Source organism: Caballeronia sp. KNU42, assembly GCF_053760385.1.
Genome location: NZ_CM132389.1, coordinates 2358232 through 2373130, shown reverse-complemented (window position 1 = coordinate 2373130; position 14899 = coordinate 2358232). Strand labels below are relative to the sequence as shown.

Sequence of the window (14899 nt, the reverse complement as noted above, 5' to 3'; positions counted from 1 at the left end):
TCGTGACCATCAATACCGAACAGGCGGATCGACATGACCGACAACCGCAACCCGCTGCTGCAGGACTGGCAAACGCCCTACCAATTGCCGCCCTTCCACCAGATCCGGCCCGAACATTTCGCACCCGCATTCGCGGCGCTCTTCGAGCAGCATCTGGCGGAAATCGATGCGCTTGCTGACAATCAGGCCACACCTACATTCGACAATACCGTGGCTGCGTTCGACGCGGCCGGCGCCTCACTCGATCGTGTGCGGCTCACATTCGAAAACCTGTGCGCCTCGGAGTCGCCGGCCGCGTTGCAGGCCGTGGAGCGCGAGATGGCGCCGCTGCTGGCCGCGCACGACAGCAAAATCGCCATGCACGCCGGTTTCTTCGCAAGGCTCGATTCTGTCCACCAGCAAGTTGCGGTGCTAGATCTTAACGAAGAGCAGCAGCGTTTGCTGCAACGCATGCATACCGACTTTGTCCGTACCGGCGCCACGCTGCAAGGGCGCGCCCGTGAGCGTTTTGCGGCCATTGCCACGCGACTCGCGAATCTGCAGACGCAGTTCGCGCAAAACATACTCGCGGACGAATCCGGCTACCAGTTGCCGCTGATATTGGAAGCGGACCTGGCCGGTTTGCCCGATTTCCTGCGTCAGTCGGCACGCGGCGCCGCGAAGGAACGCGGTATGGAAGGCCATGTCATCACGCTGTCACGTTCACTGGTGCAGCCCTTTCTTACCTGGTCTACACGCCGTGATCTGCGTGAGACGGCATGGCGTGCCTGGACCAGTCGCGGAGAAAACCCGGCACGCGATAACAGGCCAATCGCTCGCGAGATACTGATGCTGCGGCAAGAACAAGCAGGTTTGCTCGGCTACGAAAACTTTGCCGACTATGCGCTTGCCGATCGCATGGCGGGCAAAGCGTCTGCGGTCCACGCGCTGCTTAGCCAGGTATGGGAGCCGGCGAAGGCGAGCGTTGCACAGGAGCGCAAGGCTCTGGCTGCGCAGGCTGCCGCGCTGGGGGAACCTGCCGGCATTGAACCGTGGGACTGGTATTACCTCGCCGAGAAGGTACGGGCTACGCGCTTTGCACTCGATGACGCGCAAGTGAAACCGTACTTTAGCCTCGACGCAATGCTCGCCGCCATGTTCGATTGCGCGGAACGCCTGTTCGGCGTGCGGTTTATCGAAAGAACCAACGTGCCGCTGTATCACCCGGACGTGCGCTTGTGGGAGGTGCGACGCGCAGACGAACTGGTGGGCATCTTCCTTGGCGACAACTATGCCCGGCCGAATAAACAGGGCGGTGCATGGATGCATGTTTATCGCAGGCAAAGGCGTCATGGCGGCAAGGTGACGCCGATCGTGGTGAACAACAACAACTTCGCCCGCACTGACGATGGTCCTACGCTGCTGAGTTTTGACGACGTGCGCACGCTGTTTCATGAGTTCGGTCACGGCCTGCACGGCTTGCTGTCCGATGTAAATTACGGTCGCCTGTCGGGTACCCATGTCCCGCAAGACTATGTGGAACTTCCCTCTCAGTTGATGGAAAACTGGGCCACGGTGCCGGAGGTGCTCGCGAAGCACGCGCGCCATGTGACGACGGGCGAGCCTATCCCCGCTGCGCTGATCGAACGCATCAGGGCTTCGCAGACTTTCAACCAGGGGTTCAACACCGTTGCCTACACATCGTCAGCCTTGATCGACATGGCGCTGCATCAGCGTCGCGATCCTGCCGGCATCGATATCGCCCGGTTCGAGATAGACGAGCGGGAGCGGCTAGGCGTACCGCGCGAGGTGGGCATGCGCCACCGGCTGCCCCACTTTGGCCATATCTTCAGCGGCGGATATTACGCCGCCGGGTACTACGTCTATATGTGGGCGGAGGTCCTGGAAGCCGATGCGTTCGACGCATTCGAAGAAGCCGGCAATGCATTCGATCCGGCGCTGGCGGACAAGCTGCATCGGTACGTGTATAGCGCGGGCGACAGCCGCGAACAGGGCAAGGCGTTCCGCGCTTTTCGTGGCCGCGATCCTCGTGCCGAGCCTATGTTGCGCAAACGCGGATTGCTGCGGACCGTGTGAAGGGACTTTGTTGCGCAAGGCCAGTCGCACACGAACGCATTGGATCAGGTGGACTGGCCCGATCCATCCTCGCCTATCTGTATAGGGTGCCCCGGCCATTCCCGAAGCAATAATGGCGAATCGTCGTTGGTCGGCACTATCAAGCCAGGGAGGCATTCATGAACCGTCGTTATGTCACGGCAGATGTATTCACGCACGAGAAGTTCAAGGGCAATCCGGTCGCTGTCGTGTTGGATGCTGAAGGTTTATCGACGGAACAGATGCAGGCGATCGCCGCCGAATTCGGGTACAGCGAAACTACATTTGTACTGCCTCCACGCAATCCCGCCAACACGGCCTGGGTGAGAATCTTCACGCCGAGCCGCGAAGTACCTTTCGCCGGACATCCGAACATCGGCACGGCGTTTGTATTGGCCACAAGAGCGGCATCGGGCCCGACACCCCTGCCGGATCAACTCGTGTTTGAGGAAGCCGCGGGCCTGGTTCCAGTCATCCAACTGAAAGAAAACGGCAAGCTGGTCGGAGCGCAACTTACTGCGCCCGAGCCATTGGTCAGGCTGTCGCAAGTGCCGCAAGAGCGCGTGGCCGAGTGTCTTTCGCTCGATTGCGCCGATGTCCTCATCGACGCTCACGCACCCCAGGTGGCCTCTGTCGGCCTGCCGTTCGTCGTTGCTGAACTCGCGTCCCGGGATGCGCTCCGCCGGTGTACGCCTAACCTCATCGCTTACAAAGGCTTGCTGCCCATTGACGGCGCAACGTCGATCTACGCCTATACCCGCGATGCAGGCCCGGACGCGACTGCCGCCGGTTGCGATGTGCAGGCCCGCATGTTCACGCCCCGCATGACCGAAGACCCGGCGACAGGCAGCGCAACTGCCGCCATGGCGGCACTCGTTGCCCAGGTCCGGGGTCAGTCAGAACTGGTGCTGCGAGTGAGTCAAGGCGTAGACATGGGGCGGCCGAGCGTCCTGATCGCCAGCGTGGATACCGACAATGGCAAGACACGGGTCCGCATTGGCGGTAAATGCGTCAGTGTGATGGAAGGATCGTTTTGGCTCGCTTCTTCTGAGTAGAGTTGAGTCCGAGCAGCAACCCCGCGACCTGTTTTGGTCGCCGCCTCGGCCTCTCACCGCAGCATGAACGACATCGCCGATAAACAGTTCAACATACGCACCACATGTTCGGCGGACGGTGCGTTAAAGCGCAGCGTCACGCCATCGACTCGCTTAAGCGATGGCCACTGACAAAACAGATCAGCAAGCGCGGTGGTCTGCACGCGCAGTTCGCATTCGACCGGCGCGGATGACACGCGAGCGTCATGCCGGATCGTGCCCGCCGCCACGTGACGTTCAACAGCCGCACGCGCCGCACGCTCGATCGCGATGCACGCGCTTTCCGGCGTCTGTGTCACGCCGCTCGCGTGACCGGTCGCGTTCTTGGTAACGACGAAGCTGGCATCGGGAAATTGCGGCCGCGTTTCCTCGGCGAAGACATCGTCGCCTGAAAGCAGCGCGACCTGCGCACCGTATTGCGCAGCCAGTGCACCGTACAACCCTGCTTCACCGGTCTCCACGCCGTTTAACAGCACGCGCGCAAACGCGAAGCTATTGATGGTGTGGGCGAGGATGCCGCGGCTCTGCGACATCGCGTGATAGCCGATCATGAATACAAGAGCAGCTCCGTATTCGAGCCCCGCCATCATCCCAAGCGTCCGGGGTTTGCCCAGCACGACTTGCGCGCGAGCATCGAGCAGATCCGGCAGCAAGTTGCGGAACCCACCGTGCGAATCGTTGACCCAGACCTGCGTTGCGCCGCCCGCGAATGCCCCTTGTATCGCGGCGTTTGCCTCGAGCGTCATCCAGCGGCGAGCGCGTTCATATTCGCCGTTGCCCGCACGCGTTTGCTCGGGATGGAACACACCAGCAATGCCTTCTATATCGACTGAAATCAGGACGTTCATGGGGAAAATTAAAGCCAGGTCAAGTTAGTAGCTGCGCGAGATCGGGCGCTGCATCGAGTAATGAAAGACGTCGATGGCCATCGCGGCCCGATAGCGAGGTAGCGCTCCAAAGCGCATCGACGATAGCCTGTTCGACGCTATCCGCACAGGCCTGGAAGAGCGGGTCGAGGCGGGTGTCGGCGAGGATGGGGGGATGAGGAATATGGGTGACGTTGTGGGGGATTGTGTAGGCCGTGGAGAACGCCAAGGCGATATCTCCGCTGCCGTGTCCATAGACAGAACCCGTGCGCGCCAGACCCGCAGCAGCGCGCATGGACAGGCGTTTCAGTTGGCGCGCATCGAGCGCGGCATCTACAGCGATGATCATGATGATCGAGCCCTGCTCCGGTTCCATAGCAGCGGCATGGGCGTTCCGGTCCGCCAATATCCGGCCGACCGGTTTGCCTGCGAGCGTCAACATTGGCAGCCGGCCGAAGTTAGCGAGCACCAAAGCGCCGACAGTGACCGTCTGCCCGGCTATGGATACCACGCGTGAAGCCGTGCCTATGCCCCCTTTCAGATCGAAGCACGACATGCCGCGCCCGGCGCCCACCGAGCCGCTGGCTACGTTGGCACTCGCCCCACCGCTCGCTCGCAGATAGTGTTCGCCCGTAACCGCCAGCGCCTGGATATCGTTCAGGTAACCATCATTGCATTCGAAAACAAGCGGATTCACCGTAGGCCATTCGCGCCCGACCTCGGGATTTGCTTGGATCGCCGCGCGAATCTGCGCCTCAGCAACCGCCGCTACCCCAAACGTATTCGTCAACGCAATCGGCGTCTCCAACACCCCTAGCTCTTCGACCTGCATGAGACCGATGCTCTTGCCGAAGCCGTTGATCACGCTCACCGCAGCCGGGACCTTGCTGCGATACGGATCGCCGCCATGCGGATGAATGACAGTGACGCCGGTTTGAACCGGCCCGTCATCCAGCGTGCAATGGCCTACTTTTACGCCCGCTACATCGGCGATCGTTCCAAGCGGCCCGCGAGGCAATACGCCAATAGAAGGCGCCAAACACGTATCGCTCATGGCCGGTCGAGCTTTGGATCGAGCGCGTCACGCAAGCCGTCGCCGAGCAGGTTGAACGCGAGCACGGTCACGAAAATGGCCAGGCTCGGAAACAACGCGATATGCGGCGCCGTCACCATGTCGGCGCGTGCTTCGTTGAGCATCGCGCCCCACTCCGGCGTTGGCGGCTGCGCGCCAAGGCCGAGGAACGAGAGGCTCGCCGCGGTGATAATCGAGGTACCGATACGCATCGTGAAATACACGACGATCGACGATATGGTCCCCGGCAGGATATGCCGCACGATGATGGTCCAGTCCGACGCGCCTATGCTCCGCGCCGCTTCAATATAGGTGAGTTGCTTGAGCATCAGCGTATTGCCGCGCACGAGCCGCGCAAACGCCGGAATGCTGAAGATGGACACCGCGCAGACCACGTTGACCATGCCGTTGCCGAGAATGGCCACCACGCCGATCGCGAGCAGGATGCCCGGAAACGCGAACAGGACGTCCGCCACGCGCATGGTGATCCGATCCCACCATCCTTCGTAGTAACCGGCAAGCAGACCGAAGAAAGTGCCGATCGCGGCTCCTATAGCAACCGACAGGAAACCCGCAGCCAGCGAGATACGCGTGCCCGACAGGATCCGGCTGAAGATGTCGCGGCCCAATGAATCGACGCCGAACCAATGCGCCATGGATGGACCCGCGTTCAACGCGTCGTAGTCGAAATAGTTTTCCGGATCGTACGGAACGATGTGCGGCGCCACGATCGCCACCACCACAAGCAGCAGCACCAGCACGCCCGCTGCGAGCGCGACATGTTGCTTGCGGAACTTGCGCCAGAACTCGCCCCAGGGCGTGCGGATCGCACTGTCAGCCTGCGTCACCGGCGCCACGATACTCGTCTCACTGCCTGTCGTGCTCATGCGGACCTCACTTGAAACGGATGGTCGGATTGATGACGGCGTAGAGCACGTCGACAACCAGATTGATGACAATGAACTCGAGCGAAAACAGCAGCACTTCCGCCTGGATCACCGGATAGTCGCGCATGGAAACGGCATCGACCAGCAAGCGCCCGAGCCCGGGCCAGTTGAATACGACTTCAACGACGATGGAGCCGCCTAGCAGGAAGCCAAACTGCAACCCCATCATGGTGACGACTGGAATCATCGCGTTGCGCAGGCTGTGCTTGACGATCACCAGCCACTCAGGCACGCCCTTGGCGCGCGCGGTGCGCACGAAGTCCTCATGCATCACTTCGACGAAGGAAGCACGCGTGAAGCGCGCCATCACAGCGGCGACTGCTGCGCCAAGCGTTACTGAAGGCAGCACGTAGCTCTTCCAGGAACCGTCACCGACCACCGGCAGCCAGCCCAGCTTCACCGAGAAGACTTCCATCAGCAACATGCCGAGCGCGAACGCGGGGAATGAGATTCCCGATACCGCCAAGGTCATGCCGAGGCGGTCAGGCCATCGATTACGCCACACTGCCGACGTTATCCCCACCGCCATCCCAAACACGACTGCCCACACCATGCTCACCAGCGTCAGCAGCAAGGTCGGCATGAACCGCTCGCTGATCTCCTCGCTGACAGGCCGCTTGCTGCGCGTCGAGACACCGAAATCGCCATGCGCGATGCGCCAGAAAAAGTGCACGAATTGCTGCGGCAGCGGCTTGTCGAGGCCGAGGTCGCTGCGCACCAGCGTGACGGTCGCATCGTCGGCTTCGGGACCGGCGGCAAGACGCGCCGGGTCCCCCGGCAACAAATGCACGAACAGGAACACGAGCACCGCGACGATGAAAAGCGTCGGCAGCAGGCCCAGGAGACGTTTGCAGAGAAAGTTCAGCATGAAGGCGACCCGGCTGTCATGCAGCCGCCATGACCGGAGATTCCCGGCCACAGCCCACGACAGCAAAAGAGAATACGGAAGCGGTACGGCATGACGAGCCGGACCACGCAAACAACCTTACTTGATCGCGATCTCGTCGAAGTTGAACGAGCCGTCCGGCGCGACGTACGCGCCCGACAGACGTTTGCTGCGCGCATAGAGCACCTTTTCCTGGACCAGGAAGATCCACGGCGCGTCGGTCCAGATACGCTTTTGCGCGTCCGTGTACAGCGTCGTCTTCTGCGCGCGGTCGGGGGTCTCGAGCGCCTTCGACAGGTCCGCGTCGACGGTATCGTTCTTGTAGTAAGCGGTATTCGTGAGCTTCGGCGGTATTGAAGCCGACGCCAGCAGCGGCGAGATCGCCCAGTCGGCTTCACCGGTCGACGACGACCAGCCGGCGTAGTACATCCTCACGGGCGCGCTTGCCGGGTCCGGGGCGCTCTCCACCTTCGCCACGCGCTGGCCTGCTTCGAGCGCTTCCACTTGCACCTTCACGCCGACCTGCGCGAGTTGCTGCTGCACGAATTGAATGACCTTCTGCGACGTCGAATTGTTATACGCCGACCAGAGAGTGGACTCGAAACCGTCCGGATAGCCGGCTTCTTTCAGCAGGGCGCGCGCCTTCGCGGGATCGTACGGCCAAGGCCCCGTCTTCGACGCGTAGTCCACGCCCTGGGGCACGACACCGTCGGCCGGCGTGGCGTAGCCCGAGAACGCCACCTTCGTGAGCGCGTCCTTGTTCACCGCGTAGTTCAGCGCTTCGCGGACCTTCGGGTTGTCGAACGGTTTCTTCGTCACGTTCAGGCTGATATAACGCACGATAATCGACGGCCCCGCGAACAGGTCGACCTTGGGATCGGTCTTGAGCATGGCGGCCTGTTCATAAGGCACCTGGAACGCGAAGTCGGCTTCGCCGGTGCGCATCAGCGCGGAACGCGTGTTGTTGTCGACGACCGGTTTCCAGTCGATCGCATCGATCTTCGGATACCCCGTCTTCCAGTAGCCCGCGAACTTCTTCACGGTCAGATCGCCCGCCGGGTCCCACTTCACAAATTCAAACGGGCCCGTGCCGACCGGATGAAAGCCGATGTCCTTGCCCCATTTCGTCATGGCAGCCGGCGAGATCATCACCGCCGACGGATGCGCGAGCACGTTGACGAAAGCAGAGAACGGCGTCTTGAGCGTGATCTTCACGGTGTACGGATCGATGACCTCGGTTTTATCGATGCGGCTGAACAGGTTGTAACGCTTGAGCTTGTTCGCCGGATCGTTCACGCGGTCGAAGTTGGCCTTCACCGCCGCTGCGTTGAAGTCGGTGCCATCCTGGAACTTGACGCCCTGGCGCAGCTTGAACGTGTAGACGCGCGCATCGGGGCTCGCTTCGTAGCTGGTTGCCAGCACATTGACGAGCTTCATGTCCTTGTCGAAACCGAACAGGCCTTGATAGAACGACTTCGCGGCGGCTTGCGAGAGCGTGTCGTTGGCGTCGTAGGGATCGAGACTTGTAAAGGTCGATGCGACGGCCATCACGGCGGTTTGTTCGGCGTGCGCCAAGCCGCTCGCAAGCATCGAGAAGACTATCGCGCCGCCGGCCAGCAGCGCACGCAAACGAAACGGAGAAGACAGGACAAGCGAGTTCATAAGGGTGGGCTCCAGGCAGCTTGATAGTGAAAACAGGTAAAAAACGTCCCGCGCATCGGGCGATCAGAATCGATCAGAGGCGATCAGTAAGCACCGCCAATCCGGTGCTCTGCAACAAAATGGTCCGGGCCGACCATGACAAGCGGAGCGAAGACCGGCTCGTCGTCGAGCGCGCGTATCGGGCTTGGCATTTCGTCGACGGCAAGCACGCGCTTCGCATGACGCCGGGCCGGGTCAGCAACCGGCACCGCACCCATGAGTTTTTTCGTGTAGGCGTGGCGTGGTCCTTCGAACACCGCGCGGCGTGGCCCGATCTCGACGATCTGGCCGAGATACATCACCGCCACGCGATGGCTGACCCGTTCGACCACCGCCATGTCATGCGAAATGAACAGGTAAGCCACGCCGAGTTCGCGTTGCAGATCGAGCATCAGGTTCACGATCTGCGCCTGCACGGACACATCGAGCGCCGAGACGGATTCATCGGCGATCACCACTTTCGGGTTCAATGCGAGCGCACGGGCAATGGCTATGCGCTGGCGTTGTCCGCCCGAAAATTCGTGCGGATAACGGCGCGCCGCTTCGGCCGGCAGCCCCACCTTGTCAAGCAGCCATGCAACCCGCGCCTGCGCCTCGGCGCCTTGCGATACACCGTGCACCAGCAGCGGTTCCATGATCGAGAAGCCGACAGTCAAGCGCGGATTCAACGATGCAAACGGGTCCTGGAAAATAAACTGGATATCGCGGCGCAACGCTTGCAAGGAGGGTCCGGTCAGCGAACTGATCTCGTTGCCGTCGAACTCGATCGAACCGCTCTGGCTTTCAACGAGCCGCAGCAGCGAGCGGCCTGTGGTGGATTTACCGCAGCCCGATTCACCCACTAGCGCAAGCGTTTCGCCGGGACGCAAGTCGAAGCTCACGCGTTCGACGGCATGCACGCGGCCCGTCACGCGGCCGAACAGACCCGTGCGGACCGGAAAGCGCGTGACCAGATCACGCACGCGCAGGATCGGCGGCGTGGTATCGGCGATAGCCGGCTGCGCTTCGTGCGCGACCGCCGGCGCCGGGACCAGCGTTTCATCGGCGCCCGCCCGTTCCACGGTGAGAATCGGAAACTTGGCCGGCGAGTGGGTGCCTGACATCGCGCCAAGCCGCGGAACGGCGGCCAGCAACGCCTTCGTATAAGGATGCACGGGCGCCGCGAACAGGGGGCCGGACGCGCCCTCCTCCACCTTCTCGCCGTGATACATCACCAGCACGCGATCAGCCACTTCAGCGACCACGCCCATGTCATGCGTGATAAAGATCACGCCCATGTTCATCTCGTCCTGCAAGCCGCGGATCAGCTGCAGGATCTGCGCCTGGATCGTGACGTCGAGCGCGGTGGTCGGTTCATCGGCGATCAGCAGCGCGGGCTTGCATGACAGCGCCATGGCAATCATCACGCGCTGTCGCATGCCGCCCGACAACTGATGCGGAAACCGCGCGGCCACACGGCGTGCCTCAGGAATCCTCACGAGTTCAAGCAAACGCAAGGTTTCTGCGCGAGCGGCACTACGACTCTTGTGCTGATGCAGCGCGATCGCTTCGCCAATCTGATCGCCCACCGTGAACACGGGGTTCAGCGACGTCATCGGCTCCTGGAAGATCATCGCGATGTCCGCGCCGCGGATTGAACGCATCGTGGCGGACGAGGCGCGCGCGAGATCGAGCACCTGGCCGTCGCGCCGCCGGAACGCAATGGAGCCACCGGCAATGCGACCGCCGCCATGCTCGATCAGGCGCATCAGCGCAAGCGACGTCACCGACTTGCCCGACCCTGATTCGCCGACGATCGCCAGTGTCTCGCCGCGATCGACCGTCAGCGACAGGTTGCGCACCGCGTTGAACGCCTTGTCGCCCTGGCGGAACGCGATCGAAAGATCGTCAACGGCGAGCACGCATTCCGGCGGCAAGGTGTCCAGACGCGAGCGTGCAATGTGCGGTGAAATCGGCACGATGTTTTCCTCAAGGAATTGACGCGGCGCGGGCGATGATTCGCGCAGTGCCGCACGACAGGTGAACGAACGAAAGATGAACGAACGTCAGCGATAGATTGCCGTGACGGGTACTTCTCCGACCCGCGCAAAACCGCGGTACATGCCCTCTGTGTTGAACGGCAACGTGACGTTGCCGAGTGCGTCGACGGCGATCAAACCACCGCGTCCATTGATACGCGGCAGGCGTTTCATCACGACATCGGCTGCAGCTTCTTCCAGCGACACCCCGCGATACGCCATTTGCGCCGCAACGTCGTAAGCGGCGACCATCCGCATGAACATCTCGCCCGAACCTGTGGTGGACACCGCACAGGTTGCATCGTCCGCATAACAGCCCGCGCCGATCAACGGAGCATCACCCACCCGTCCGACCTGCTTGTTGGTGACACCGCCCGTCGATGTGGCGGCAGCCACGTGTCCGTGTTGATCGAGCGCAACCGCGCCGACTGTACCGAACTTTCGATTCGGATCGATGGGTTCGTGTGGCATGGGCTCCGCGTCGCCATCCTTCAACGTGGCGCCGTCGTGATCGAGCATCACGCGCTGCTGGCCGCGTGCAAGCAGCCATTGCTTGTGACGGGCATCGGTATGGAAGTACGAAGGGTCGACCGGTTCAAACCCCTGCGCCACAGCGAATGCTTCCGCACCTGCGCCCGTGAACATCACATGTTCACTTGCCTCGAGCACGCGGCGCGCAACCAGGATCGGATTGCGCACGCGCTTGACGCAGCAGATCGCACCGGCCTCAAGCGTGCTGCCGTCCATGATCGATGCGTCGAGTTCGTGCGTGCCGTCGGCGGTGAACACCGCACCCCGGCCCGCGTTGAAGAGCGGGTTGTCTTCGAGCAGGCGTACGGCTTCGCTCACGGCGTCGAGCGCGCTGCCGCCGGCGGCCAGAACGCCCTGGCCTGCTGCGAGGATGTCGTGCAGGCTCGTGTGGTAGCGCTGCTCTGCGTCGGACTCCATCAGCGTGCGCAGGATGGTGCCTGCGCCGCCGTGAATGGCAATGACTGCGGTCGGATTCATCGTTTCGGCTTCTTGTTGGGGCGTGGAGTACCGGACGTCCGGGCTTTGGTCGCGGGACGATTCGACGGGCCCGGCGTCGACGGGCTGCTATCGCTGGACGGCATCTCGGTCAGCCATGGCAAGACGAATTCGGTCATGTCCGCGGCCGCTTTCGCCGAGCGTTTGGTGCGATATGCAACGGCGTCGCAGAGCGCTTCAATCACGGCCAGCACCGCTGCGTCCGAGTTTGCCGCGAGCCGCCGTTCCGAGCGCACGCACAGCGTCAGGTCTGCGAACTGCCCGAGCGGTGAGTTGACGCTGTCGGTCAAGGCCAGCACCCGGGCGCCCAGGCTTGCGGCACGGCGCGCGAGCTGGATCGTGTCGTCGACATAACGCGGAAACGCAATGCCGATCACGAGATCGCCCTCGCCGGCGCTAAAGAGACGGCGCGCTGCGTGTGTCGGCCCGCCAACGAACGCCAGCGATTGCACGTTGTTGTGATACGGCATCAGGCCGTGCTCCATCAGCCCCGCCAGAAACGCGCTCGAGCCGGCGCCAAGCACGAACACGCGACGCGCAGCAAGAATGGCTTCGACCGCTGCATCCGCCGCGGCGCCGTCAATGGCGCTGCGTGTCAAACGCAGATTGACTTCGGCCTGTTCAAGCGACGCGCCGAGCAATTCGTCACCGCTCGCAGGCGATTCCTGCGCCGAACGCAAGCGCTCGACCGGCGCGAGCGTCGCTTCGAAACCGCGCACCAGCGCGCCGCGAAATGCCGGATAACCGTCGAAGCCGAGCGCACGCGCGAAGCGGTTTGCAGTCGCCACGGAGGCGCCGACGGCGTCCGCCAGTTCGTCGATGCGCATGGTCGCCGCACGGAACAAGTTGGCCTGCACATAGGCGCCCATGCGGCGATGGATCGGCGTAAGACCAGGCATTGCCGCCACGATAGTCGCCGCGATACTCAGTCCGGACGGCCCGGATACAGCGGGCGGATGATCTGCCATGAAGAAGGATCAGCGGGAAGCCGAGGAAGTGACGATGAAAGTATATTTACACAAAATTTCTCTGGAAAAAAATGTATTTTCATCGAGAGGGTTTCCCCTGAGCGGGTCCGGGACCGCGATGACACGACGGATGAGGCGCGTTGCGATGGTTCATAACCGCGCTATCACACGGTCAGAAGCATGCAGAATTGTTACGATTGCGATGGACGCGAGCGTTTAGAGGCACGCGATGGATGCTCAGGCAGCAATGGCATTTCCAGTACTAGTAGGTATCCTGATTATTAATCAGAACGACTCGCTTTGGAAAATTCAACACTCTGGCGACCGGCCCGGAATTCCGCTCAAGCCGTACCAAAAACGACACCCGCACGCTACTCAGTGCCGATGATGCATCCACCAATGCCGGTGATGATCATCCGTGCGCTCGCGGTTTTGACCCGGCCGTTTCGACTCGTTAATTAACAGGATAATTGCTACCAGCGCGAGGCCGCCTAGGCCGATCAGCACGTTGATCAAATCGATGGCGGAACTGTGCAGGCTTAATCGCGACGCGGAACCAAGGATATCCATTACCGTGTTTACAAACTGGTCCATGATGCCCTCCCGCGTCCTCTGTACTCACCTCTACATGATAGGTAAACAGAGGCTTAAGAGTAAGCGGTCGTGCTTCAAATTTTTAAGGATTTCCCCGGCTGGATTGCGGCGCTGCTTGCTAGTCGATTAACGGGCGACCAGCCGATATCCATTGCTCCAGCTCTTTCAATCGCAATCGATAACGGGCGAAGTTGTGCTCGCCGAGCCGGGAAATGTCACCTCTCACCATGTCGCCAAGGCGAGCCGCTTCGTCGTCCCGAAGCTTGAACTCGGCGATCACCGCTCCCAGTGCTTCCCGATCCCGCACGATCCGCGAGACCATCTCATTGATGGCTTCGCGATACCTTGCACGGAACGGATCCGGCACTCCGGCGGCGTCGATCTGCGCCGCATACTTGGCAATGGAGCGGCGATAAGTCCAGGCAAAGAGATCGGCCGCAATACTCGTGTCAAGCCGCTCATAGACACCGATTTTTGCACGGGCATAGTCTTCGTCACCCACATCCAGAAAGCTGAGCGGCGCACAGTTGTACAGCAGCAGCGGGATGTTGGCGCTCAGGCGACCAGTGCGTTTGTTGCCGTCCTCGAAAGGCTGCAGGTAGGCCAGGTTCACCCAAAGGAAAAACGCGGCTTCGACCGGATTTTTAATGTGACGCGCCTTCTCGGTGATTTCCTCCAGCATTTCGCCAAGCAGGGAAGGCACATGAGACGGGATATAAACGGTGTTGCTGATGCTGACGACTCTTTCGCGAATCGAGCCAAGTGAGTTCTCGTCATTGAGCAGGCCTTGCATCAACAGCGTGTGGAGGTTGCGAACAACCATGGTCGTCAATCCGTACGATGGCACATCGTCAATCAGGAATTCGATCGCCCTCTTGTGATTGAGCAGCATGGTCGCGTCTTTATCGGCGGGGTCCGCGGTTCCCGCGTCGAACAGGACCTCGGTGTCGAGCCTCGAATAGCGATTGCCCTCGAGCCTTGACGACGAAAAAGACAGGTCAATCAACAGCGGTTCGATGACCTTGCGCGCGTAGGTTCCAGCGGGCTGCTGGCCGGGCGATCTTCCTTCGTTATACAGATCATTCGCGAGAGTCTGTGGAAGAAGAAAACTCTGGTTGGGGACATAGCCGTCAACGAAACGCCGTTGATAACTGACGGGCCGGCGCGCACCCAGAGGCACGTCCAGTTCTGCGATCAGCGCTGCCGCAGCCTCGGACCAAACCGGCGAAGCCGTCGGTTTTGCGTTGCCTGAATGTGCAATGACGACTGGAACGGCATGTGGAATCGTTCGCCACAACAATCTATAGCGCGCCGCAGAGGTTGCTCCAATCCGTTCAAGCTTTCCGTCGCCGATGAGCTTGTCGATGTAACGCAGGACCGTTGCAGGTGGAGCGCCGAGCGCCATGGCTATGTCAGCGCGTGACATGAGGTCCTGACCCGCGTAGGCGCGTTCTGCCAGGAGTTCCAAAATAGCGCCGTAAAGCTCGCGTCTTGCCATGGTGAGGGGCTCGAAAGTTTGAAAATGATCTAAGAATGACTCTTGAGTCAATCTTAGATCAAATTCGATGCGAACGGCTGATTTTGATGTGAGAGTGAGGTAAAAATGATTCAAGAATGAGTCAACGACACAAAA

12 protein-coding genes are annotated in these 14899 nt (G+C 61.2%); 2 read left to right on the top strand and 10 right to left on the bottom strand.

From position 1 onward, the window contains the following. Positions 1-33 precede the first annotated feature (33 nt). Both ACSOSP_RS29955 and ACSOSP_RS29950 read left to right on the top strand, forming a co-directional pair. On the top strand, positions 34-2076 hold the full coding sequence (locus ACSOSP_RS29955; RefSeq protein ID WP_455312126.1) for a M3 family metallopeptidase: 2043 nt from the start codon (positions 34-36) through the stop codon (positions 2074-2076). Between the two features lie 158 nt (positions 2077-2234). Continuing rightward, positions 2235-3149 (top strand): PhzF family phenazine biosynthesis protein, encoded by a 915-nt coding sequence (locus ACSOSP_RS29950; protein WP_455312125.1) that lies wholly within the window; start codon positions 2235-2237, stop codon positions 3147-3149. Between the two features lie 53 nt (positions 3150-3202). On the opposite strand, the gene ACSOSP_RS29945 is transcribed toward ACSOSP_RS29950, so the two are convergent. The 10 genes from ACSOSP_RS29945 to ACSOSP_RS29900 all read right to left on the bottom strand — a co-directional run bounded on the left by ACSOSP_RS29945 (position 3203) and on the right by ACSOSP_RS29900 (position 14878). Further along, a complete protein-coding gene (locus ACSOSP_RS29945) occupies positions 3203-4036 on the bottom strand; it encodes a M55 family metallopeptidase (RefSeq protein ID WP_455312124.1) in 834 nt (277 codons plus the stop codon). A gap of 19 nt (positions 4037-4055) precedes the next feature. Then, positions 4056-5108, bottom strand: a complete 1053-nt coding sequence (locus ACSOSP_RS29940; RefSeq protein WP_455312123.1) for a DmpA family aminopeptidase — start codon at positions 5106-5108, stop codon at positions 4056-4058. After that, positions 5105-6013 carry a glutathione ABC transporter permease GsiD gene (gene gsiD / locus ACSOSP_RS29935; protein WP_455312121.1) on the bottom strand — a complete coding sequence of 303 codons (909 nt, stop codon included), beginning with the start codon at positions 6011-6013 and terminating at the stop codon, positions 5105-5107. Before gsiD ends, ACSOSP_RS29940 begins: the two co-directional genes overlap by 4 nt. A gap of 7 nt (positions 6014-6020) precedes the next feature. Then, complete coding sequence (gene gsiC / locus ACSOSP_RS29930) at positions 6021-6941, bottom strand: glutathione ABC transporter permease GsiC (protein WP_455312120.1); 921 nt, start codon at positions 6939-6941, stop codon at positions 6021-6023. A gap of 117 nt (positions 6942-7058) precedes the next feature. Next, complete coding sequence (gsiB, locus tag ACSOSP_RS29925; RefSeq protein ID WP_455312119.1) at positions 7059-8621, bottom strand: glutathione ABC transporter substrate-binding protein GsiB; 1563 nt, start codon at positions 8619-8621, stop codon at positions 7059-7061. Positions 8622-8704: 83 nt separating this feature from the next. After that, positions 8705-10618 carry a dipeptide ABC transporter ATP-binding protein gene (locus ACSOSP_RS29920; protein WP_455312118.1) on the bottom strand — a complete coding sequence of 638 codons (1914 nt, stop codon included), beginning with the start codon at positions 10616-10618 and terminating at the stop codon, positions 8705-8707. 87 nt (positions 10619-10705) lie between these two features. Next, complete coding sequence (locus tag ACSOSP_RS29915; protein WP_455312117.1) at positions 10706-11686, bottom strand: isoaspartyl peptidase/L-asparaginase family protein; 981 nt, start codon at positions 11684-11686, stop codon at positions 10706-10708. Further along, on the bottom strand, positions 11683-12672 hold the full coding sequence (locus ACSOSP_RS29910; protein ID WP_455312116.1) for a MurR/RpiR family transcriptional regulator: 990 nt from the start codon (positions 12670-12672) through the stop codon (positions 11683-11685). The genes ACSOSP_RS29915 and ACSOSP_RS29910 overlap by 4 nt, the downstream gene beginning before the upstream one ends. 375 nt (positions 12673-13047) lie before the next feature. Then, on the bottom strand, positions 13048-13266 hold the full coding sequence (locus tag ACSOSP_RS29905; protein WP_455312115.1) for a hypothetical protein: 219 nt from the start codon (positions 13264-13266) through the stop codon (positions 13048-13050). Positions 13267-13384: 118 nt separating this feature from the next. Then, positions 13385-14878, bottom strand: a complete 1494-nt coding sequence (locus ACSOSP_RS29900; protein WP_455312113.1) for a Fic family protein — start codon at positions 14876-14878, stop codon at positions 13385-13387. Positions 14879-14899 lie beyond the last annotated feature (21 nt).

What these genes read in the sequence shown, in the direction of transcription:
- ACSOSP_RS29955 (WP_455312126.1), top strand. Translation starts at nt 34, where the DNA reads ATGACCGACAACCGCAACCCGCTGCTGCAGGACTGGCAAACGCCCTAC.
- ACSOSP_RS29950 (WP_455312125.1), top strand. Translation starts at nt 2,235, where the DNA reads ATGAACCGTCGTTATGTCACGGCAGATGTATTCACGCACGAGAAGTTC.
- ACSOSP_RS29945 (WP_455312124.1), bottom strand. Translation starts at nt 4,036, where the DNA reads ATGAACGTCCTGATTTCAGTCGATATAGAAGGCATTGCTGGTGTGTTC.
- ACSOSP_RS29940 (WP_455312123.1), bottom strand. Translation starts at nt 5,108, where the DNA reads ATGAGCGATACGTGTTTGGCGCCTTCTATTGGCGTATTGCCTCGCGGG.
- gsiD (WP_455312121.1), bottom strand. Translation starts at nt 6,013, where the DNA reads ATGAGCACGACAGGCAGTGAGACGAGTATCGTGGCGCCGGTGACGCAG.
- gsiC (WP_455312120.1), bottom strand. Translation starts at nt 6,941, where the DNA reads ATGCTGAACTTTCTCTGCAAACGTCTCCTGGGCCTGCTGCCGACGCTT.
- gsiB (WP_455312119.1), bottom strand. Translation starts at nt 8,621, where the DNA reads ATGAACTCGCTTGTCCTGTCTTCTCCGTTTCGTTTGCGTGCGCTGCTG.
- ACSOSP_RS29915 (WP_455312117.1), bottom strand. Translation starts at nt 11,686, where the DNA reads ATGAATCCGACCGCAGTCATTGCCATTCACGGCGGCGCAGGCACCATC.
- ACSOSP_RS29910 (WP_455312116.1), bottom strand. Translation starts at nt 12,672, where the DNA reads ATGGCAGATCATCCGCCCGCTGTATCCGGGCCGTCCGGACTGAGTATC.
- ACSOSP_RS29905 (WP_455312115.1), bottom strand. Translation starts at nt 13,266, where the DNA reads ATGGACCAGTTTGTAAACACGGTAATGGATATCCTTGGTTCCGCGTCG.